This window comes from Caldimonas taiwanensis NBRC 104434 (assembly GCF_001592165.1).
GTDB classification, from domain to species: Bacteria; Pseudomonadota; Gammaproteobacteria; order Burkholderiales; family Burkholderiaceae_C; genus Caldimonas; species Caldimonas manganoxidans.
In genome coordinates this window covers 1-20,357 of sequence record NZ_BCWK01000007.1, presented here as the reverse complement: position 1 = coordinate 20,357, position 20,357 = coordinate 1, and the positions used below count along the sequence as shown (strand labels likewise).

The window sequence follows — 20,357 nt, the reverse complement described above, 5'->3', positions numbered from 1 at the left end:
CACTGCCACACAAGGGCTTTTGCGTGTGCTTGGGCGACGACGTTGGCGCCGGTTTTGAGAGAAGAGAGAGCAAAAGAGAGTCGAACGGGGTCACTTCAGGACGCCACGTCACCACCGCGCAGCACACGCACCATGGCCCACCACCCCGCGTGGTGTCGCGCCCCGCACAAAGCAAAACGCCCAACCGAGGGCGGTTGGGCGTGGAATGGTGGTGGTGCAGACACCACCGAAACACAACCCGGATTCCGAACAAGATAGCAAGTCAGCGGGCTTGAGGGCGGAGGTTCGATGATTTGGCGCCGCTGGTGGTACGTCGTTCACGACGTGGGTGTCATACCCGCATCGCCCAGACGTCGTACTCGACCATCGGCTTGGACTTGGTGCGCAGGAAGGCATCCGCCTGGCGCTTGCCTTCTGTGGCAGTCCCAGCCTCCCTGATGGTGGTGATGCGCCAGCCGCTGTCACTGAGAGAGCTCTTGATGAGGTCCAGCGGGTCGGCGCGCCTGTCTGTGATGCCGCCGAACCGGATGACCATCTTGGCATCTTCCGCGCACACGTTCTCCGCGTTGCGCCATACCTGGCGCAGGTCGGCTGCGAAGTCCTCAGGGCTTGAATGAACGATCTGGGCGCGATTGGTGTATTCGACAGCGTCGGGGCCACCCACGAACCAGTTGCGGAGCCACTGGTCGGGGATGTAGGTCCGCATGCCGTAGTACGGGGGTGAGGTGATCACCCAGTCGAAGCGGGTTTCCGGTGTCTCTGGCTGGAGCGCCTCAGCCTCCCGGCTGTCCGCCAATCGCACGACTCCCGTGATGTCGGAAGACGTTCCGTAGTAGCGCTTCGCCCGCCGTTCAATCACGGCCAAGACATCGATGGGCTCAGGCACAAGCCCTCGCCCCTGCCAGAAGCGTGTCGCATAGGCAGGCTTGGGGGCGTAGGTGCGGGGGCATTGGTTGGAGAAGTAGCTCGGGAAGGTCTTCTGCTTAGGGCCATGCAGCGCACCCAGGACGATGCCGCGGAGCGCGATGCGGGCATCCGTAGTGCAGTCCTCCAGGAATGCCTCCCGGAATCGACACAGCGCGTCCAGCACGGTCGGGTGAAACGCCCATTGCCAGAACTCGCTGGTCGGGATGTGGCGCGCTTCACGTTCGGTCAGAATCCTGCGTGCCTCGGCAAGGATGTCATCAACGGTGGTCGTTGCGAGCTTGGAGGCCGTGATGGCTGCAGCAACCGGACTGGAGTCCACCCCAAGGGAACGGAGGCCGACAAGTCGTGCAGCGAAATTGGTGGTGCCCCGGCCGCAGAAGGGATCAAGCACTACATCACCTGCCTGTGCTCGCCGCTTCAGGATGTTGAGCGGAAAGTCGAGCGGGAACATTGTGAAGTAGGGGCAGATTCCGTTCAGAGCCGTTTGTGCGGTGGACACTGCCTAGCTCCTCTTTCTGACGTAGGCAGTGTTGCGGGTCGGATGGCGGTATTGCTCCCACCCCTGGTCTTGTGGGCCATAGAAATGGTCAAGCGCCTTCTTCACAAGCCGGAAGGCCAGGGTATCCCTGTCATCCAGATGCTCCGGCAGTTGATCGAGGAAGAACGCCTTGATCGAGCCCCATGCGGCTCCATCGGTGGATTCGATTTTTGCGATCAGCTTGGCATCGGCCCGCAGGGCGTCGATAGCCCGCTGCTCGATGTTTGCCATGACGTCTACCGGCTCGGCGTCTTCGTGTTCGGCCTCTGCAGGAAACAAAGTGCCTGCGCCCTCGGCTTCGGGAACGCGCGCTGTCGTCGCGATCTGCCTCATCCCGGAGAAGGTGCTGCGCAGCGTTTGGGCGTAGGTGTGACCGGCTGGCTGGTTGTAGTCATGGTCCCGCATCGAGAACATCCTCTCGAACGACAGGGCGCGGAGGCTGACTGGATAGGGCTTGCCTCCCACTGAGCTCCAAAACACACCCTGGCCTGGAATGGGCTCGTTGAGTAGCGAGCTCAACAAGTCATCACTGAAATGGGCGTTGGCTCTTTTCAGGGACGTGAGATCCGCCGCGGACAACAGGTGGAAGATGAACCAGTTGTCACCCTGGCTGAGGATCTCGACAGGAATGCTGCCCGGCTGCTGGGTGATCAGCAGCGCGCCCAGATCGTACTTCCGACCTTCCTTCACCCAGGCGATGTACGGCTCGGCAGCCGGTGCGTTTTCGTTCAGCACCGATTGGGCTTCTTCGACGACTGCGATGGTCGGGATGGTCTTTGGGTCGGCCGCAGTGAATTCCTGTTGGTTCCGGTCGAAGATCCGGCGCAAGATCAGGCCCGAGAGAACGAGCGATTGGCCGCCGCGCATCTGCGAGACGTCAATGACGCACAGCTTCCCCTCGGAGAGCGCGTGAACCAGCATGTCCATAAGCTGGCTGCTCTTGTCATGCAGCATCTTCACGATCGCTGTCATGTTGCCTCTGGCGGCCAGAGCCTCGGCCTCCTGCCGCTGAGGATCAAGGTCGAGCAGTCGGCAGATATCGTCAAGCGGCGTGGTGTTGCCGTTGGTGTCGATCAGGTTGACCAACGACTCCCACCGGTCTTGCGGAAGCCCGCGCAGCTTCCGAACGTTCTGCTGCTCCTGACGTTCCGGTCCGAGTGCGATTGAAATCACGTCTCCTGGGCGTAGGCGGCGAATATCCAGCTTGATGCCGCCAGCCACGAACGACTGGTAGAAAGGACTCGGATTTTTCCTGTCGGTGAAGACGACGACCTTGTCCTCCAGAGCGGGGACGTCGCACAGCCCTGGACGGCCCTTGTCATCGGGCCAGAAATATTCGCCATCTGGGTCGAAAATCACCGTGCCCACAGGGACCTGCTTGCCGGCACGCTTGGTGACAAAGGGCGTCGTCTCGTAGAGCTTCGAGAAGAGCAGCTTGTTGAGATTGGATTTGCCGAAGCCCGCTCTGGCAAAGATGAAGCTGCGGCGAGATACCAATGACTCAATCGGGAAGCGGACCAACACCTCCGGATTGACCACCTGCATCCAATCTTCTGCCTGGAATGATTTGCTGCCCGCGGCGTAGATGTACTCGCCGAAGGCCAGATAGCCGATGGGAGCGCCATCGATGTTGTGACCGGCGATCTCGCGCAGCACCTCATCGTTTGGAAAGGCCACCTTGCTACCGACATGGGGGAGTCGGCGATGCGAGGGGACGAAGGTCAGCCCCTTGCCATTCTTGCGCAGCACGCCCAACACGCGGATGTTGACCCGGTACTTGAGGTACTGCTCGCGCAGGTCTTCGGGAATCGGCCTATCCTCGCGGACTGCACGGATATTGAACTCCTCGCCGGAGCCGAACGACAGCTTGCCCTCTGAGGAGAAGGAGGCGATGCGGCCTAGCACGGCTTCGTCAGGCGTCTCCAATTGCACGAGGAGGAACTGCCCGTGCATCGGGATGTTCTGGAACTCATTCCGGTACGGCAGCACCAGGTCGGCGTGGAACTCCATGCCTCCTTGCTGGAAGCCCCGGAAGATGCCGACGACCTGTTCCCTGGGGAAGAGTTGAATTTCTGCCATGTTGTTCACCCTTATCCGTACCGGCGTTGCGCTGGGTCAGCGTCCTGCAGCTGAAATGCGTCCAATGTCCCCGCGTCGCCACCGAGACTCGATCGCACACCTTCGTAAATGAAGTCCTGCAGGATGTCGAAATCGAAATCGACCAGGGCCGCGTTTTCATGTGCCTTTTGCAGACAACGCGGATAGTGCGGCACTGGGAAGCCGTTGATCGCGTCAGCGAGCATCGAGCCGAGGATGATCTGGCACTCTCCGACTTGGGGCACAAAGATGTCGACCGGCCACACGGGGTCGCGTCGGTGTGACCCGAACTTCACCAGGAACATCTTGCCGCCGACGAACTTGTTGATCTCTCCACCCTCCCCGGCGCGGTCATCGCCTCGCGCGAATTCCGACCAGACGTAGGCCTGTTCCTCCACCTCGCGCGGCACCTCCACGTAGGCTGGGTAGTCGGTCTGAAGGACGCCTTCCAGGGCCATCGCTAGACGGTACCGTGAGAGCACCTTGCTGTGTTTGGCCACGCCAGCCAGGTACACCCGACGACGGCTCTTGCTCCACTGCGTCTCAATGCGGTCCTTCATGCCCTGGAGCAGTTTTGGAAACAGGTCCTTCGCGAATGCCTTGCTGCGCAACAGACCGTCGCAGACGATCAAGGTGTCGGTGCCAAAGTCCTTCTTCAGGATGGCGAACAAGATCGCCCACTCGACCAGTTCCCTGTAGACCTGCACCCAGCTCGGCGAAACCGGCTTCCCCTTATCGGTTGGCCGAATCATGTGGGAGAGCGCCGGCAGGCTGTCCACACCCAAAAAGGCCATCATCTCGCCCAGCGCCGTGCGAGGTGTTCCATCAGGTTCGAATTGGCGCTTGTCGAGCTTGCCGATGGGTGTCGTCGGCGAGACCGCCTCCAGGCAGTACTCGTTGTTGCTGCTGTCCACCACCCGGACCAGCTGGATGAGGAAGGGGTCGAACTGGAGCTGGTTGTTGCCGCCATCGGTGCCGACCAGCGAGATCGACGTCGTGGCACGTGGTTGGATGCGGCGTGTGGCGCTCTTCAGAGGGCGAATCTCTTCGCGCAGTGCATCCAGCACCCCTTGGTCGGTGCCGATGCAGTCCGCGATGGCCTCCTTCAGTTGGGCCTGGCTTGCCGGGTCGATCATCCCCCCTCCTGCCATCTAGCTGTTCAACCGTGTCCAATATTGCCGTATCCTAGCCAAGATTACCATCATCACCGGCCCCTGCCTGGTACCGGGTGAGGAAGCGATGAAAGAAGACACTGGAGAGATATTCACCCTCGATGAGGTGGCGGCCTACCTCAAGGTGGGCAAGCGCACGGTCTATCGCTTGGCGGCAGCCAAGAAGATCCCGGCATTCAAGGTGGGGGGTACGTGGCGGTTTCGTCGCCAGGAAATCGACCAGTGGATCAAGAGGCAGACGGCGGAAGCCCAGGGCGACGATGGTCCTGGCGGGGCTCATGGCGGCAATGGGTGAAGGGCTGCCGGATGCTCACACGACTGGACCGTCTCGTAGACGAAATCGCGGCCCTGCACAGCAAGCTGATCCTGCTTGTTGGGCGCCCTGGATGCGGCAAGAGCGCGCTGCTGGCCGAGCTGGCCAATCAGCGCGGTATGAAGGTAATGAATGTCGGAGCGGTGTTGGGAAAGCGTCTCGCGGCGCTGCCGCAGCGGCAACGGGCGCTCCAGGCCAACGTCGCCCTGCGGGAGCTGGCAGATGAATATGCAAGCGGCGATCTACTCCTGCTCGACAACATCGAGCTGCTGTTTGATCAGTCGCTCAAGCTCGATCCGCTGGATCTGCTCAAGCGCCACGCTCATGCCCGGCGTGTGGTGGCGGTGTGGCCGGGAGAGTTACGGGATGGCCGCCTGATCTACGCGGAGATGGGGCATCCGGAATATCAGGACTACGGCCTCGACGGCCTGGTCCCGTTCGAGATTGAAACGGTGGGGTAAAGAGGAAAACGCATGCGCTACGGGGATCTCATTCAGTTCGAGCCGATCGAGTCGGTCATTCAGCTGCTCGACGCCAACCGGCCCGATGAGGCAAAGAAGCTCGTCGCCACCTACGTCATTTCCGACGACATGGCCGAGCGGATCACCAAGCAGATGATCCCGCAGCTCTCGTTCGACGAATCGGTCGACCACAAGGGTGTGCTCGTGGTCGGCAACTACGGCACCGGTAAGTCGCACTTGATGTCGGTGCTCTCGCTGATTGCCGAGGACGCTGCCTACGTCCCGATGATCCACCACCCCAAGGTCGCGGAGGCTGCCGGTTCGATCGCCGGCAAGTTCAAGGTGCACCGTATCGAGATCTCCAGCCAGATGTCCCTGCGCGACATCATCACGCAGGAGCTCGAGATCTTCCTGGAGAACCAGGGCGTCAGCTACGCATTCCCGCCGGCCGACAAAGTGGTCAACAACAAGGCCGCCTTCGAGGAGATGATGGCTGCCTTCGACGAGGTGCACCCCAACCATGGGGTCCTCCTCGTCGTTGACGAGTTCCTCGAATACCTGCGCTCCCGCAAGGACCACGATCTGGTGCTGGACCTGTCCTTCCTGCGCGAGATCGGCGAGGTCACCAAGCACCTGCGTTTCCGCTTTGTGGCCGGCGTGCAGGAAGCCATCTTCGACAGCAGCCGCTTCCAGCATGTGGCCGACAGTCTGCGCCGCGTGAACGAGCGCTTCACCCAGGTCCTGCTGGCCCGCCAGGACGTGAGCTTTGTGGTGGCGGAGCGTCTGCTCAAGAAGTCGGCGGACCAGCAGCACAAGATCCGCACCTACCTCACGCCTTTCGCCAAGTTCTACAGCAACATGAACGAGCGGATGGATGAGTATGTCCGCCTGTTTCCCGTCCATCCGGACTACATCGGCACCTTCGAGCGGCTGATCTTCACCGAAAAGCGCGGCGCGCTGGTCACTTTGCGCGACCAGATCCAGGCTCTCCTGGATGAGGAGGTGCCGACCGATCGCCCCGGCTTGATCGGCTACGACAAGTTCTGGGACACGGTCACCTCCAACTCGGTGCTGCGCTCAGACCCGAATATCGGCCCAGTATTGAAGGTGGCCGAGGTGCTTGGCGAGCGCGTACAAAAGGCCTTTACGCGTCCCGCTTACAAGGCGATGGCCATGCGGATCATCAAGGGGCTGTCTGTCCACCGGCTGACGACCGGCGGCGACATCTACGTGCCGGTGGGACCCACGGCCGAGGAACTGCGTGACACGCTTTGCCTGTACCAGCCCGGCATCGAGGATATGGGTGGTGAGCCCGCCGACGACCTGCTGACCGCCGTGCAGACGACCCTGCGTGAGATCGTCAAGACGGTCAACGGCCAGTTCATCTCCAAGGCACCGGACACCGAGCAGTACTACCTCGATCTCAAAAAGGACGTCGACTACGACGCCCAGATCGAGAAGCGCGCCGAAGCCCTGTCGGACGACGCGCTGGATCGCGCTTACTACAGCGCGCTCATGCAGCTCATGGAATGCACCGATGAGCATGCCTACGTCACCGGCTACAAGATCTGGCAACACCAGGTCGAATGGCAGGAACGCCGCGTGGATCGCAACGGCTACCTGTTCCTCGGAGCGCCCAACGACCGGCCGACCGCCCAGCCCGAGCGCGACTTCTATATCTATTTCATCCAGCCGTTCGAGCCACCCCGTTTTCGCGACGAAGCCAAGCCGGACGAGGTGTTCTTCCGGTTGAAGGGGCTGGATGACGTCATCAAGCGCCATCTCGCGTTCTACGCCGCAGCCCAGGAACTGGCATCGACCGCTAGCGGTGCGGCGAAGGCCGTCTACCTGGACAAGGCCAAGGATGCCCTGCGCGACATGAGCAAGTGGCTGCAGGACAAGCAGATGACCGCCTTCGAAGTCACCTACCAGGGCAAGACCAAGACCCTGCAGGAATGGGCCAAGGGCGTGTCGATGCGCGACAAGCTCCGGTTGGGGCCGGATGAGCGCGCCAACTTCCGCGACATCGTCAACGTAACTGCCGGCCTTGCCCTCGGCACCCACTTCGCGGATCTGGCGCCGGAATATCCGACCTTCTCGGTGCTGGTCACCGAATCCAACCGCAAGCAGCTCATCACCAATGCCCTCAAGGCGCTGGCGGGGGGAGCGCGCACCAAGGACGCCATCGCCATCCTGGATGCGTTGGAGATGCTGGATGGCGACCGCATCGAGCCCACGCGATCCAAGTACGCCCAAGAAGTGCTGAACCGGTTGAAGGCCAAAGGTCACGGCCAGGTGCTCAACCGCAGCGAGCTCATCAGCGGCGCCACCGACGTCGAGTACTTCGCGCCCGTGCGTTTCCGCCTGGAACCCGACCTGCTCGTGGTGGTGCTGGCCAGCCTGGTCTACTCGGGCGACATCGTGCTGGCGATTACCGGCGACAAGATCGACGCCGGCAAGCTGTCGCTCCTGGCCGAACGATCCTTGGACGACCTGATCCAGTTCAAGCACATCGAACCGCCCAAGGAAATCAATGTCGCCGTCCTGCGCTCGCTGTTCGAGCTGCTGGGATTGCCCAGTGGCTTGGCTCAGATGGCGACTCAGGGCAAGGAGGAGCCCGTCAAGGAGCTACTGGATGCGGTCGCCAAGTTGGTCAACCGCGTGCTGACCGTCGGCACCGACCTGCGGAATCGCCTCAGCTTCTGGGGTCAATCCCTGCTGCGCGAAGAAGAGCTGCGCGACAGACAACAGAGGCTGGAAGCACTCAAGGGCTTCCTGGAAGGGCTGTCGCCCTACAACACTATCGGCAAGCTCAAGAATCTGCGCATCACCCAGGACGACATCGAGACTCAGAAGAAGAACCTCGATGCGCTTGCCGCAGTGGAGAGACTGCGTGACCTGGTTGCCGAGCTGGGCAATGTTGCCGCCTACCTCTCCCAAGCCGAAATGGTGCTGCCCGGCGATCATCCCTGGGTACAGCAGGCACAGGCTGCCCGCAAGGACATTCTCGACAAGCTCGCCGAGGACCGCAGTGCGCAGCATGCCGCTGAATACCGCCAGCGTCTGGCTACGTTGAAGAAGGACTACATCACCGCCTACGTGGCGCAACACAGTAAGGCCCGGCTCGGCGTGGCGGAGGACAAGACCAAGTCCGCTCTGCGCAAGGATCTGCGCATGGTGACCCTGCGCGCCTTGGCTGGCATCTCCCTCATGCCCACCGGCCAGCTCACCACCTTCGAAGACAGACTGGACAAGCTCAAGAGCTGCGCATCCCTGGTGGAAAGGGAGCTGGAAACAAGCCCGGTATGCCCGCACTGCGGTTTTCGCCCCGCCAACGAACAGGGCGACCTGTTGCCGGCCGCCAACTTGCTCAAGGCCCTGGACGACGAACTCGATCGTCTCCTGGAAGGGTGGCAGCGAACCTTGCTGAACAACCTCGACGACCCGATCATCCAGGCGAACTTCGAACTGCTGAGGCCTAAGCAGCGGGACCTGATCAAGTGCTTCCTTGCGTCGAAAGCCTTGCCGGATCCGGTCACGCCCGAGTTCGTCGCAGCGGTTCAGGAAGCGCTGTCCGGCCTCGAAAAGATCGTGGTCACCGGCGACGACATCAAGAGGGCGCTGCTCGCTGGTGGATCCCCCGCGACGCCCGAGGATCTGCGCAAGCGTTTCGAGTCGTTCCTGAGCGAGCGCTGCAAGGGCAAGGATGCCGGCAAGTTGCGGTTTGTCATCGACTGATGCGCGGCGAAGATGAGCCCGGTAATTGATGGGAGCCAGATAACGATGCCCGCCAACTTGTCCGAATGGCTGACGCTCGCGAACGTCCTATTGACCGCGATATTCGCCGGCCTGACGTTCTTCATCCTGCGCGCCAACCGTGCGGCCGTCGCAGCAATGCGCGATCAACTTGCTGACCAGAATCGGCCCTATGTCCACGTGTCAGTCCAGGTCCGTATGGGGACACAGGTGTTGCAGTTGTTGGTAAGGAATGTCGGCCGATCGCCGGCGCAGGATCTAAGGCTTCATATAGATCGCGACTTCCACCAGTTTGGAGACAAGTCGGAAGCACGCAATCTGGCCAAGCAGTCGGCGTTCACCAACCCGATTGATTGTCTACCGCCGATGTCAGAGCTACTTTTCGATCTCGGCACCGGCCCCAGCATTTTTGCTAATGAGGCTGATACGGCGAAATGTCCACAGACATTCACCGTGTCGGCAGAGTATAAACACGGCAAGATCGACTACAGCGAGAAAACACACATCGACCTGCGGCCGTATATGGGTACCAGCGTTCCTCATCATCCGGTAGTGGAAGAGCTGGAGCGTGTCAGAAAATCCATCGACAACCTCAGTGGTGCAGTCAAGCAGTCTGCGAATTCACTGATTCAGGCCAGCCGCGTCGAGGAAAATGAATGAGCACCCTATTCAAGAGCACAACACGCGATGACGTCCCCGTCGAGTGCCTCGGACAGACTTTTCCGAGCGACCGTGCGCGCCGCGAGCACTTTCTGAAGCTGCTCGCTGAGAAGCTGGAGGACCCGGCATTCCGCAACCAGGAAGGTTTCCCGATAGGAATGGACGAGGCCATCCTCGCCATGTCCGATCCGCCGTACTACACCGCCTGCCCGAACCCGTGGCTCGCGGACTTCGTCAAGCACTACGGCAAGCCCTACGACCCGAACGAACCGTACCGGCGCGAGCCGCTGGCCATCGACGTCTCGGTGGGCAAGACCGATCCGATCTACAAGGCGCATTCCTACCACACCAAGGTGCCACACCTGGCCATCGTGCCATCGATCCTGCACTACACCGAGCCGGGCGACCTCGTGCTCGATGGCTTCGCGGGTTCGGGCATGACGGGCGTGGCGGCGCAGTGGTGTGGATCGGCGCCGGCCAGCTACCGGCACGAGATCGAGATGGCCTGGAAGAAGGAAGGCCGTCCGGCGCCCAAATGGGGGGCGCGGCGCGTCATCCTCAACGACCTGTCGCCCGCGGCCACCTTCATCGCCGCCAACTACAACCTGCCGGTGGATGTGGACGCCTTCGCCAAGGCAGGCAAGCAACTGCTCGATGAGCTCGAAGCCGAGATCGGCTGGATGTACGAGACCCTGCACTCGGACGGCAAGACGAAGGGGCGGATCGAGTACACGGTGTGGAGCGAGGTATTCACCTGCCCGGAGTGCGCAGGTGAGGTGAACTTCCTGAACGAGGCCCTGGACGAGGAAAGCAAGCGAGTCCATGACACCTTCCCGTGTCCCCATTGCAGTGCTGAACTCAACAAGGATCGTCTGGAGCGGGTGCTGGAGAACCGACTCGATCCGGCCACCGGCGAGCCGTGGCAAAGGGTGAAGTTCAAGCCGTCTCTGATCATCTACACGGTTGGGAAGACCCGCTATGAGAAGGCGCCAGATCCCCAAGATCTGGCCGTGATCGCCAAGATCGAATCAATGCCGCTACCGGCCGCCGTACCGACCAGTCGCTTTCCCATTGAGGACATGTATCACGGGTCGCGAATTGCACCCAAGGGATTCACCCACATCCACCACTTCTTCCTGCCTCGTGCCGCGCAGACCATGGGCAAGCTGTGGGAGAAGGCAAAGGCGCATCCCGATGCGCGCATCCGTTCCTTTTTGCTCTTCATGGTCGAGCAGGCGATTTGGGGCTTATCGGTGCTGAACCGCTACGGCCCGACACACTTCTCGCAAGTCAATCGCATGCTGAACGGCGTCTATTACGTCGCATCGCAGCACGCGGAGTGCAGCCCTTGGTACAACCTGGGCGGAAAACTGGATCGGCTGGTCAAAGCCTTCCGCAACGCAAAAGTCGGCGCGGGCGGGACGGCCATCACCACCGGCACGGCGGCCCGGCTGCCGCTGCCCAATGACTCGGTGGATTACATCTTCACCGACCCGCCCTTCGGCGAAAACATCTACTACGCCGACCTGAACTTCCTGGTCGAGTCATGGCATGGAGTGACCACGGACGCGAAGCCCGAGGCCATCATCGACCGCTTCAAGCACAAGGCGCTGCCCGAGTACCAGCATTTGATGCAGCGCTGTTTCGCCGAATACCACCGCGTGCTCAAGCCCGGCCGCTGGATGACCGTGGTGTTTTCCAACAGCAAGGCCGCGGTGTGGAATGCCATTCAGGTGGCCTTGCAGCAGGCCGGGTTCGTCGTGGCCGAGGTCACCGCCCTGGACAAGGTGCAAGGCAGCTATCGGCAGGTGACGTCCACGACAGCCGTGAAGCAAGACCTGGTGATCTCCGCCTACAAGCCCAACGGCGGGCTGGAGCAGCGATTCCGCGAACGGGGCGCGTCGGAAGCCTCGGCCTGGGACTTCGTGCAGACGCACCTCAAGTATCTCCCGGTGGCCAAGACCAAGCACGGCGAATTGGAGTTCATCGTCGAGCGCGATCCTCGGCGTATCTACGATCGGATGGTGGCCTGGTTCGTGCGCCACGATGCGCCGGTGCCCCTGTCGTCGGACGAGTTCTTGAGTGGCCTGCGCAGCCGCTTCTCCGAGCGCGACGGCATGATCTTTCTGACCGAACAGGTGGCGGAATACGACAAGAAGCGCGCTTCGGTATCGCAGGCACCGCAGATGGAGCTGTTCGTTTCCGACGAGCGCAGCGCCATCGACTGGTTGGCTGACTTCCTGAAAAGACGTCCCTCGACTTACCAGGAGATTCACCCTGAGTTCACCACCCAACTCGGCGCCGGCTGGAAGAAGCATGAGGCCAAGCCGGAGCTGATGGCGCTCTTGGAGAACAACTTCCTGAAGTACGACGGATCGGGGGAAGTCCCGAGCCAGATCCACGCTTACCTTTCGTCCAACTTCAAAGAGCTGCGCGGGCTGGAGAAGAGCGACCCACGACTGATCACCAAGGCCAAGGATCGCTGGTACGTGCCGGATCCGAACAAGGCGCAGGATCTGGAGAAGAAGCGCGAAAAGGCACTGCTGAAGGAGTTCGAGCAGTACCAGCAACACAGCGGCCGCAAGCTCAAGGAGTTCCGACTGGAGGTGCTGCGCGCCGGCTTCAAGGACGCATGGAGCAAGAAGGACTACGCAACCATCATCAAGGTCGCCCAGAAGATCCCGGACGAGGCGCTGCAGGAAGACGAGAAGCTGCTGCTCTGGTATGACCAGGCGCTGACGCGTACGGAGGCTGGTTCCTGATGGCGATTGAGGTGCCACGATGAACCAGGATGAGCTGCTCGCGCGCCTGAACGGCTTCGAGTGGAACGATTTCGAGTGCAAACGCGCGCAGCGCGGCGTGCCCGAGGACGCCTACAAGACCGTCTCGGCCTTCGCCAACACGGCCGGAGGCTGGCTGGTGTTCGGCGTGAGCGAGCGCGACGGGGAACTGGAAATCACCGGGGTCGAGGAGCCGGACAAGGTGCAGAACGATTTTCTGGCTGCGCTGCGTGGCGGTCAGAAGTTGAACCGCGTCATCGCCGTTGAGCCGCGGAAGTTCGAGATCGACGGCAAGCATATTTTCGCTTTCCACGTGCCCGAGTCATCCCGGGCCGACAAGCCGGTCTATCTCAAAGGTGATCCGCGCCAGAGCTACATCCGCCGAGGCGCGGGCGATGAACAATGCACCCCAAGCGAGCTCGAGCGTTTCCTGCGCGATGCCGCACAGGATCGCTATGACGGTATGGCGCTTCCGGACATCCCGGTGGATCGCTGCTTCGACCTGGAGACGGTCAAGTGGTATCAAGCGCAGTTCGCCCGTCGCAATCCGGAGCACCCGGAGATCGCAGACCCGATCGAGTTTCTGCTCAACTGGAATTTCATCGTCGAACAGAGCGGCAGCATGCTGCCCACCCGCGCAGGCGTATTGCTGTTTGGCGATGGGCGCTATGTGCGGCAGATTCTGCCGCGGCCGGTGCTGGACTATCAGCGCATCGACACGCCCTTCGACCAGCGGTCGGCGGATCAGCGCTGGCATGACCGCTACGTCTTCGAGGAGAACATATTCCAGACATGGCAGGGCCTGGTTGCCCGCTACATGCGGATCGCCGAGCACCCGTTTTCGCTCGACCCCGCGACACTTCGCCGCAATGACGATCCGCCCGACTATGTGGCCTTCCGGGAGGCTGCGATCAACCTGCTGATCCATCAGGACTACGGCGATCACGGACGTAAAGCATCCATTCGCCTGTTCGCCGATCGCACCATCTTCTGGAATCCCGGCGATGCCTTTGCGACCGAGGCGGAACTGTTGGACCCGACGGAGAAAGAAGTACGCAACCCGACCATTGTGAAGGCGTTCCGGCGAATCGGGTTGTCGGATCAGGCGGGAACAGGCATCCGTGCCATCTTCCGCAACTGGCACGACCTGGGGCGCGTACCGCCGCAATTGAAGAACGACAAGGCGCGTAAAGAGTTCGAGCTGGTGCTTATCAACAGGCCGCTGGTCACCGAGGCGATGCAGCGTTTCCGCCAGGCCATCGGGGTGAACCTGACCCGAGAGCAGGCGGACGTGCTGGCCCTCGGGCTCGGACGCTCAGCTGGTGAGCGTATCAGCCTGACCGATATTCGCGGGCTGGGTGTAAGCACGACGCAGCAGGCCAAGCAAATCGCCGATTTCCTGGTTCGTCAGCAGTTGCTTCAGCCTGTGAGCGAGACTCTGTTCGAGGTACGGGATGCGCTGCGGCAACGATTCGCCCGGGCGACTGAACAAGTCACCCCGCAAGTGACCCCCCATGTCACCCCCCAAGTTACCCCACAAGTTACCCCGCAAGTCCTCGCGCTATTGATGAAGGCTACGGGGGAGATGGCACGGCAGGAACTGATGGACGCCTTGGGTCTTAAGGACCGCAAGCACTTCGGGGATGCCTATCTCCATCCCGCCCTGGAGGCCGGTTTGCTGGAAATGACGATTCCCGACAAGCCCCAGAGCAGCAAGCAGCGGTACCGCTTGACCGAACAGGGACGGGCAGTGCTCAAGAAGGATGAGGCATGAGTGGTGGTTTCGCCGTCGGTGACTGGTGCTGGCATGCCCGGCAGGCGTCACCCTGCCGGGTGATCGACCGCCAGGACGTGTGGGGCGAGGTCGCCTACCGCGTCTGGCTGCCGGCCAAGGATGCCGTGGTGCGCGCCCGCGCCCAGGATCTGGGCGAACTGACCAACGTGCGTCCGACGGTGGAGCAGATCCTGCACACGGTGGCCGCGGCCAAGCTGCTCGACGCGCTGGAAGACAACCTGCTGCTGGCGCCGATCCAGTCCAGCGTGGTGCCGCTGCCGCACCAGCTCTACGCGCTGAATCGGGCCATGAGCCAAGATCGTATCCGCTACTTGCTGGCGGACGAGGTGGGGCTGGGCAAGACCATCGAAGCGGGGCTGATCCTGCGCGAGTTGAAGCTGCGCGGCATGGTGCGGCGGGTGCTGGTGGTGGCACCGAAAGGTCTTGTGCGCCAGTGGCAGGCTGAAATGCGGCTGCACTTCGGCGAGGTCTTCCGCTTCGTCGAGCCTTCCGAGCTGGCCGCGTTCCGCCAGTGGCGTGACAACGGCGCACAGGGCGACGACAACCTCTGGCGCATGCACGACCAGGTGATCTGCTCCTTGGATTCAGTGAAACCCATCGAGGGCCGGCGCGGCTGGAGCCTGGAGCAACTCGCTACCTACAACCGGGAGCGCTTCGAGGATCTGATCTCGGCAGGCTGGGATTTGGTGATCATCGACGAGGCACACCGCCTCGGCGGCAGTACTGAGCAGGTTGCCCGCTACAAGCTCGGTGCCGCTTTGGCCGAGGCCGCTCCCTACTTGCTGTTGCTATCCGCGACGCCGCATCAGGGCAAGACCGACCAGTTCATGCGGCTGATGCAGTTGCTGGACCGTGAGGCCTTTCCGGATGAAGGCAGCATCAACCGTGACCGGGTGCGCCCGTTCGTGATCCGCACCGAGAAACGGGCCGCCATCGACGCCGATGGCCAGCCGCTGTTCAAGCCTCGGTCCACACGACTTCACCCGGTAGCTTGGCAAGAGCGGCATGCCGCTCAGCGAAGGCTCTATGAGGCCGTGACGGACTACGTCCGGCACGGCTACAACCAGGCGATGGCTGCCAAGCAGCGGCACATCAGCTTCCTCATGATTCTGATGCAGCGCCTGGTGACGTCCAGTACGGCCGCCATCCGCGCCACCCTGGAGAAGCGCCAGGCCGTGCTGGAGGCGCCTCAGGCGCAGGCGAGCCTGTTCGAGGCAGTTGACCCGGATGAGTGGGCAGAACTCGACGGCCAGTCCCAGCTCGACATTGCCGTGCAGGCCAGCGGGTGGGAGCGGGAGAAGTCGGAGGTCGAGATGCTGCTGGATCTCGCCCGCGAAACCGAGCGACAGGGAACGGATGCCAAGGCAGAAGCGCTGTTGGAATTGATCTACAAGCTCCAGCAGGAGGAGAACGACCCGCAGCTCAAGGTGCTGGTCTTCACCGAGTTCGTTCCCACCCAGGCCATGCTGGCGGAGTTCCTGGAGAGCCGGGGCTTTTCGGTGGCGTTGCTCAACGGCGGCATGGACCTGGACGCGCGCACTCGTGCGCAGCAGGCTTTCTCACGCGACGTGCGAGTGCTGGTCTCCACCGACGCCGGCGGCGAGGGACTGAATCTGCAGTTCTGCCATGTCATCGTCAACTTCGACATGCCGTGGAACCCGATGCGGCTGGAGCAGCGTATCGGCCGCGTGGACCGCATCGGCCAGCCCCATGTCGTGCGAGCGATCAACCTCGTGCTGGAAGACACGGTAGAGCACCGGGTGCGCGAGGTGCTGGAGGAGAAGCTTGCCGTCATCGCCCAAGAGTTCGGTGTCGACAAGGCAGCCGACGTGATGGATTCGGTGGAGGTGGAGCCGCTGTTCGACGAGCTGTTCGTGCATGGACTGCAAAACCCAGCATTGATCGACAAGGAATGTGATGCGGTCATCAGCCAGGTGCGCGAGAAGGTCGCCGCCAGTCGCAAAGACACCGATCTGTTGACGGAAGACCACACGCTGGAAGCAGACGATGCCCGCAAGTGGCGGGATCATCCAGCGCAGTATTGGTTGGAGCGTGCGATCACCGCCGGGTTGCCTGCGAGAGGTGGAGCGGCTGAGAAGGCAGGCGACGCTTGGCGCGTGAGGTGGGCGGACGGGAGCGAGTCACCCCGTGTCTGCTTCGACGCGCGCACCGCCGAACAGAACCCTGAGATGGAGTGGATCACGTTGGAAGATCCACGTGCCCGCGCAGTCATCAGCGAACTGCCGCGCTGCGTGGCGGGCCAGCCCCTGCCGATTGCGGCAGTCAGCGGCTTGCCCGATACGGTGCACGGCGTGTGGTCGCTGTGGGAGATCAGTCTGAGCGCGTCCAATCTCTCTGAGAACTTCAACCGGCGGCGATTCTTGCCCGTGTTTGTTACCGACGATGGCCGCACCTTCGTGCCGACCGCCAAGCGGATCTGGGATTTGCTGCTGACCGAGAACGTGACGCTCGCCCCGAAGGTCGAGGTAGAGCATGCCTTGGCCTGCTTCGAAACGTCGCTGGCTGCGGCCAAGGCACAGGGGGAGCGGCTTTTTACCGAGCTGCTGGAGGAGCACCGTGCCTGGCTCGCCGAGGAGCGTGAACGGGCGCGCTACGCCTTCGAGGCGCGTTACCAGGCGATCGGTCGGATCGGCCTTCCCGCCGTCAGGGAGCACCGCCGCAAACGGCTCGTAGCTGAGCACGAGGCACGCATGGCAGCGCTGGCGGACGCGGAAGCCTGCACGCCGGATCTCAATGCGGTGCTGATGCTTCGCATTGGTCACCCGGGAGGTACGCCAGCATGACAGCCTGGGTTGACCGCATCCTGAAGGAGTTTCCCGTCGATCTGGCCCGGCTCTGGATCGTTGCCGACCCGGACGATGTGCTGCTGGATGAGCAGGTGTTGTCGGGATTGCGTGAGCACGGCTTTGAAGTACTGCCCTTCGAGGACAGCATCGCGTTCCGGGCAGAGTACGAGGAGCGCTATCGGGCGGCGTGGGATCGCGGCGAGCCAGGTCCCTCCCGTGCCTTGATCCTCCATCTGCGGGGAATGAACGTCGCCGACTTGCCTTGGGACTACCTGCGTCAGGCGCGCAAGCTCTCCTTGAGTCTCGCTGAGTTGTTCCCTAGGCTGAGCTATACCGTGGTGAGGCAGCTGGGTAGTGAGATGCTGCCCGCGCTGTTCGATGCGCAGGCGAGGCACGCGCATCAGTCGCTGGGCGAAGCGGCGACCAAGGAGTTCGTGCTGACGCACATCTTCCGGATCAGCCCCCACTTGATCACGCGCCCGGAGGACTTCTGGCGTGAACTCCTTCGTCTGCACTACCGCGAGGCGGTCCTCCCGCCCGTGCTTGCGCAGCACGTGGAGCAAGTGGTCGGTGAGCATAACGCCTTCAAGGGCATACCCATCGCCGACTTGTTTGCGCACAAGAGCCTCACGCTGCGTGTCGTGCAGGAAGCCTGGTTTCGCTATCTCACCAAGCTGGGAGTCACTGGAACCCGCACTGGTGAACCCACGCCGCCGGATTACGTCGCAAAACTCGACCTGCCTTTCGACCACCATGACGTCCGGGTGATCGTCGACTCGATGTTCCTGGACGGCACGCTGCACCCGCTGGTGGTCCAGGGCGTGCCGGCCACCCTGCCTGAATGGGTCAAGGCGGGCGTGTTGCAGGACCCGGCGTCGATGCAGAACCTGGTGTTTGAAGGCGTCAAGAGCCTTAAGGCGGAAGTGCCAACCATCGAGTCACCACACCGCGACTGGACCCATTTCTCACGTCGCCTAGGCGAAGTCATCTCACGGTTTCACCGATTGGATGCGGCTCGGGCGGAGAGCCTCAGGGACGCGATGCAGGACCTTGTTGTCTCTGCTGACGATCGGCTGCGTGAATGGGTAGGCAAGCATTATGCGGACCTGCCGTCATTGCCCGCCGCCAAGGGACCGATCATGGTCCACCATGTGCCGAGGTATCTGGCGATGCGCCGGGGCAACGGCGAGAAGAAGATCGCGCTGGTGGTATTTGACGGGCTGGCCGTAGATCAGTGGATACTGATCCGGGAGACCGTGGTCAGTCGGTCGCAGCGGCTGATGTTCGACGAGAGTGCCTGCTTTGCGTGGCTGCCAACCCTGACTTCAGTGTCCCGGCAGGCGTTGTTCTCCGGCTTGCGCCCACGTGAGTTCGCCGACAGCATCGAATCAACCTCTCAGGAACCGGCGCAATGGACACGGTTCTGGCAGGACCATGGTCTTCGCGCAAATGAGGTGCTGTACCGCAGGTCGATCAAACGCACCGATGACCTCCCCGCGCTTGAAGCAGCCCTGACCCATCCGTCTCTGAAAGTGGCTGGCCTTGTCGTGGACACCGTCGACGAGATCATCCATGGGGCAGTGCTTGGAAAGCGTGGCATTGCAGCCCAGATCGCAAGCTGGTGCGAGTCGGGCTTCGTGGATCGTCTGTTCTCGATGCTGCTGGACAACGGATTCCACGTCTACCTAACCGCAGACCACGGCAACGTCGAAGCGGTGGGCATTGGCCGCCCGAACGAAGGGGTCGCGTCTGAGCTGCGCGGGGAGCGTGTCAGGATTTATCGCAGCGAGGCTTTGATCGCGGAGACGGCGGCAGCCAATCCGAAGACCTTCCGTCTGGATGTCGCTGGACTTCCGGCGAGCTTCATGCCGCTATTCGCAGGAGGACGCGGAGCGTTCGTACCGAAGGATGACCAGGTCGTGGTTCATGGCGGTGTCTCTGTAGAGGAACTAATCGTGCCCTTCGTGAAAGTGAGCTACGCGAATTGAATCGAATGGCGTCGTCATCACCCCAGATTGGCTTTGATCGCTTTATAGCGATCGAATGGGCAGCTGCCGCGCTCAAGGTGCGCGCCGAACTCGGCACGCTCGATGAGCTGAATGCCCTGCTGGATGCTGCTGGACTGGGTGTAGCAGCACGAAAGAAGACACGGACCGTGCTGAATCGTTTGTGGCTTGCGCCACGCCCGGAACTCGCCGACTTCGCCGAGCGTGGCGTCGCGATCTTAAAGGCCGACCCGAGCGTCCCTATCGCCGCCCTGACCTGGGGCATGGCCATTGCCACCTATCCGTTCTTCGGCAAGGTGGCGGAGCTGGTGGGGCGCCTCTCGGCGCTGCAGGGTGATTGTGCTTCGGCGGAAGTCCATCGCCGAATGAGCGAAGCCTATGGCGAGCGTGAAGGCACGTACCGGATGACCAACATGGTGCTTCAGTCGCAGGCAAGCTGGGGCGCGATCGATCGCGTCGAGAAGGGCAAGCGCCTCGTGCGCATGAAGCCGATCGTGGTCAGCGACGAGCAGGCCGTAGCTTGGTTGGTCGAGGCCGCGCTGCGTTACGTCGGCAAAGCGGTGTCCGTCTCTGCCCTATCGTCTCAGGTCGTCCTCTATCCATTCGTGCTCGATCAGCCGCTGGGGTACCTCGTTTCGAAGAGCCCGAACCTGGCCGTCCATTCCCAAGGGTCAAGCAGCCAAGTGGTTTCCTTGAAAGCGAGTGAGTGAATGACTGCGCAGCGATGTAAGATCGCAGCATGGGAATCGGTCCATAACGGCCCCTGACAGGTTGACAAAGGATGCAGTTCCTACGGTCAACGCCGTTCTGTGATGAGGAGCAAAGCAACTTCAGCTTCGCGCCGGGTAACGAGACCAGGAAGCACCCTTCCTCCGCCGTATACCCACCTTCTCAGCTCCCGCGCAGAAGCATCCCAGTCCCGCTGATTGACCCGCCGCCGCAGCGTCGAGGTCTGCAGCCGCCCGGCGCCGAGGTTGAAGGTGAAGTCCACGATGGCCGCGAGCCGCCCTTCCGGCTCGGTCGCCAGCACAGGGCAGTAGCGCAG

The 20,357-nt window shown here is 62.0% G+C and carries 13 protein-coding genes; 9 read left to right on the top strand and 4 right to left on the bottom strand.

All coding sequences use genetic code 11. The annotated features are described in order from the left end of the window. Positions 1-331: 331 nt before the first annotated feature. From CTA01S_RS07750 to CTA01S_RS07740, 3 genes are read right to left on the bottom strand one after another with little or no spacing between them, the layout of a single operon-like run. Positions 332-1,426, bottom strand: coding sequence for a DNA methyltransferase (locus tag CTA01S_RS07750; RefSeq protein WP_198150816.1), 1,095 nt, complete (start codon positions 1,424-1,426; stop codon positions 332-334). A gap of 3 nt (positions 1,427-1,429) precedes the next feature. Beyond that, positions 1,430-3,544 (bottom strand): ATP-binding protein, encoded by a 2,115-nt coding sequence (locus tag CTA01S_RS07745; RefSeq protein WP_062194486.1) that lies wholly within the window; start codon positions 3,542-3,544, stop codon positions 1,430-1,432. Between the two features lie 11 nt (positions 3,545-3,555). Then, positions 3,556-4,698 (bottom strand): hypothetical protein, encoded by a 1,143-nt coding sequence (locus CTA01S_RS07740; RefSeq protein WP_062194144.1) that lies wholly within the window; start codon positions 4,696-4,698, stop codon positions 3,556-3,558. Positions 4,699-4,801: 103 nt separating this feature from the next. Here CTA01S_RS07740 and mads1 point away from each other — a divergent pair, with 103 nt between their 5' ends. The 9 genes from mads1 to CTA01S_RS07695 all read left to right on the top strand — a co-directional run bounded on the left by mads1 (position 4,802) and on the right by CTA01S_RS07695 (position 20,022). Next, positions 4,802-5,029 carry a methylation-associated defense system helix-turn-helix domain-containing protein MAD1 gene (mads1, locus tag CTA01S_RS07735; protein ID WP_062194140.1) on the top strand — a complete coding sequence of 76 codons (228 nt, stop codon included), beginning with the start codon at positions 4,802-4,804 and terminating at the stop codon, positions 5,027-5,029. Between the two features lie 11 nt (positions 5,030-5,040). Continuing rightward, a complete protein-coding gene (gene brxF, locus CTA01S_RS07730) occupies positions 5,041-5,508 on the top strand; it encodes a BREX-3 system P-loop-containing protein BrxF (protein ID WP_062194137.1) in 468 nt (155 codons plus the stop codon). Between the two features lie 12 nt (positions 5,509-5,520). Further along, a complete protein-coding gene (locus CTA01S_RS07725; protein WP_062194134.1) occupies positions 5,521-9,246 on the top strand; it encodes a DUF6079 family protein in 3,726 nt (1,241 codons plus the stop codon). A 12-nt stretch (positions 9,247-9,258) separates the two neighbouring features. After that, a complete protein-coding gene (locus CTA01S_RS07720; RefSeq protein WP_062194131.1) occupies positions 9,259-9,924 on the top strand; it encodes a DUF8453 domain-containing protein in 666 nt (221 codons plus the stop codon). Beyond that, positions 9,921-12,686 carry a DNA methyltransferase gene (locus tag CTA01S_RS07715; RefSeq protein WP_062194128.1) on the top strand — a complete coding sequence of 922 codons (2,766 nt, stop codon included), beginning with the start codon at positions 9,921-9,923 and terminating at the stop codon, positions 12,684-12,686. Before CTA01S_RS07720 ends, CTA01S_RS07715 begins: the two co-directional genes overlap by 4 nt. A 19-nt stretch (positions 12,687-12,705) precedes the next feature. Next, a complete protein-coding gene (locus tag CTA01S_RS07710) occupies positions 12,706-14,478 on the top strand; it encodes an RNA/DNA-binding domain-containing protein (RefSeq protein WP_062194126.1) in 1,773 nt (590 codons plus the stop codon). Positions 14,479-14,678: 200 nt separating this feature from the next. Further along, a complete protein-coding gene (locus tag CTA01S_RS07705) occupies positions 14,679-17,303 on the top strand; it encodes a helicase-related protein (RefSeq protein WP_232301022.1) in 2,625 nt (874 codons plus the stop codon). Continuing rightward, complete coding sequence (pglZ, locus tag CTA01S_RS07700; RefSeq protein ID WP_062194123.1) at positions 17,300-19,294, top strand: BREX-3 system phosphatase PglZ; 1,995 nt, start codon at positions 17,300-17,302, stop codon at positions 19,292-19,294. Before CTA01S_RS07705 ends, pglZ begins: the two co-directional genes overlap by 4 nt. A gap of 5 nt (positions 19,295-19,299) precedes the next feature. Beyond that, positions 19,300-20,022 carry a hypothetical protein gene (locus tag CTA01S_RS07695; protein ID WP_062194120.1) on the top strand — a complete coding sequence of 241 codons (723 nt, stop codon included), beginning with the start codon at positions 19,300-19,302 and terminating at the stop codon, positions 20,020-20,022. 86 nt (positions 20,023-20,108) lie between these two features. On the opposite strand, the gene CTA01S_RS07690 is transcribed toward CTA01S_RS07695, so the two are convergent. Beyond that, positions 20,109-20,357: lysozyme (locus CTA01S_RS07690; protein WP_157451326.1), on the bottom strand; the 249-nt coding region annotated here is incomplete at its 5' end.

What these genes read in the sequence shown, in the direction of transcription:
- CTA01S_RS07745 (WP_062194486.1), bottom strand. Translation starts at nt 3,544, where the DNA reads ATGGCAGAAATTCAACTCTTCCCCAGGGAACAGGTCGTCGGCATCTTC.
- CTA01S_RS07740 (WP_062194144.1), bottom strand. Translation starts at nt 4,698, where the DNA reads ATGATCGACCCGGCAAGCCAGGCCCAACTGAAGGAGGCCATCGCGGAC.
- mads1 (WP_062194140.1), top strand. Translation starts at nt 4,802, where the DNA reads ATGAAAGAAGACACTGGAGAGATATTCACCCTCGATGAGGTGGCGGCC.
- brxF (WP_062194137.1), top strand. Translation starts at nt 5,041, where the DNA reads ATGCTCACACGACTGGACCGTCTCGTAGACGAAATCGCGGCCCTGCAC.
- CTA01S_RS07725 (WP_062194134.1), top strand. Translation starts at nt 5,521, where the DNA reads ATGCGCTACGGGGATCTCATTCAGTTCGAGCCGATCGAGTCGGTCATT.
- CTA01S_RS07720 (WP_062194131.1), top strand. Translation starts at nt 9,259, where the DNA reads ATGAGCCCGGTAATTGATGGGAGCCAGATAACGATGCCCGCCAACTTG.
- CTA01S_RS07715 (WP_062194128.1), top strand. Translation starts at nt 9,921, where the DNA reads ATGAGCACCCTATTCAAGAGCACAACACGCGATGACGTCCCCGTCGAG.
- CTA01S_RS07710 (WP_062194126.1), top strand. Translation starts at nt 12,706, where the DNA reads ATGAACCAGGATGAGCTGCTCGCGCGCCTGAACGGCTTCGAGTGGAAC.
- pglZ (WP_062194123.1), top strand. Translation starts at nt 17,300, where the DNA reads ATGACAGCCTGGGTTGACCGCATCCTGAAGGAGTTTCCCGTCGATCTG.
- CTA01S_RS07695 (WP_062194120.1), top strand. Translation starts at nt 19,300, where the DNA reads ATGGCGTCGTCATCACCCCAGATTGGCTTTGATCGCTTTATAGCGATC.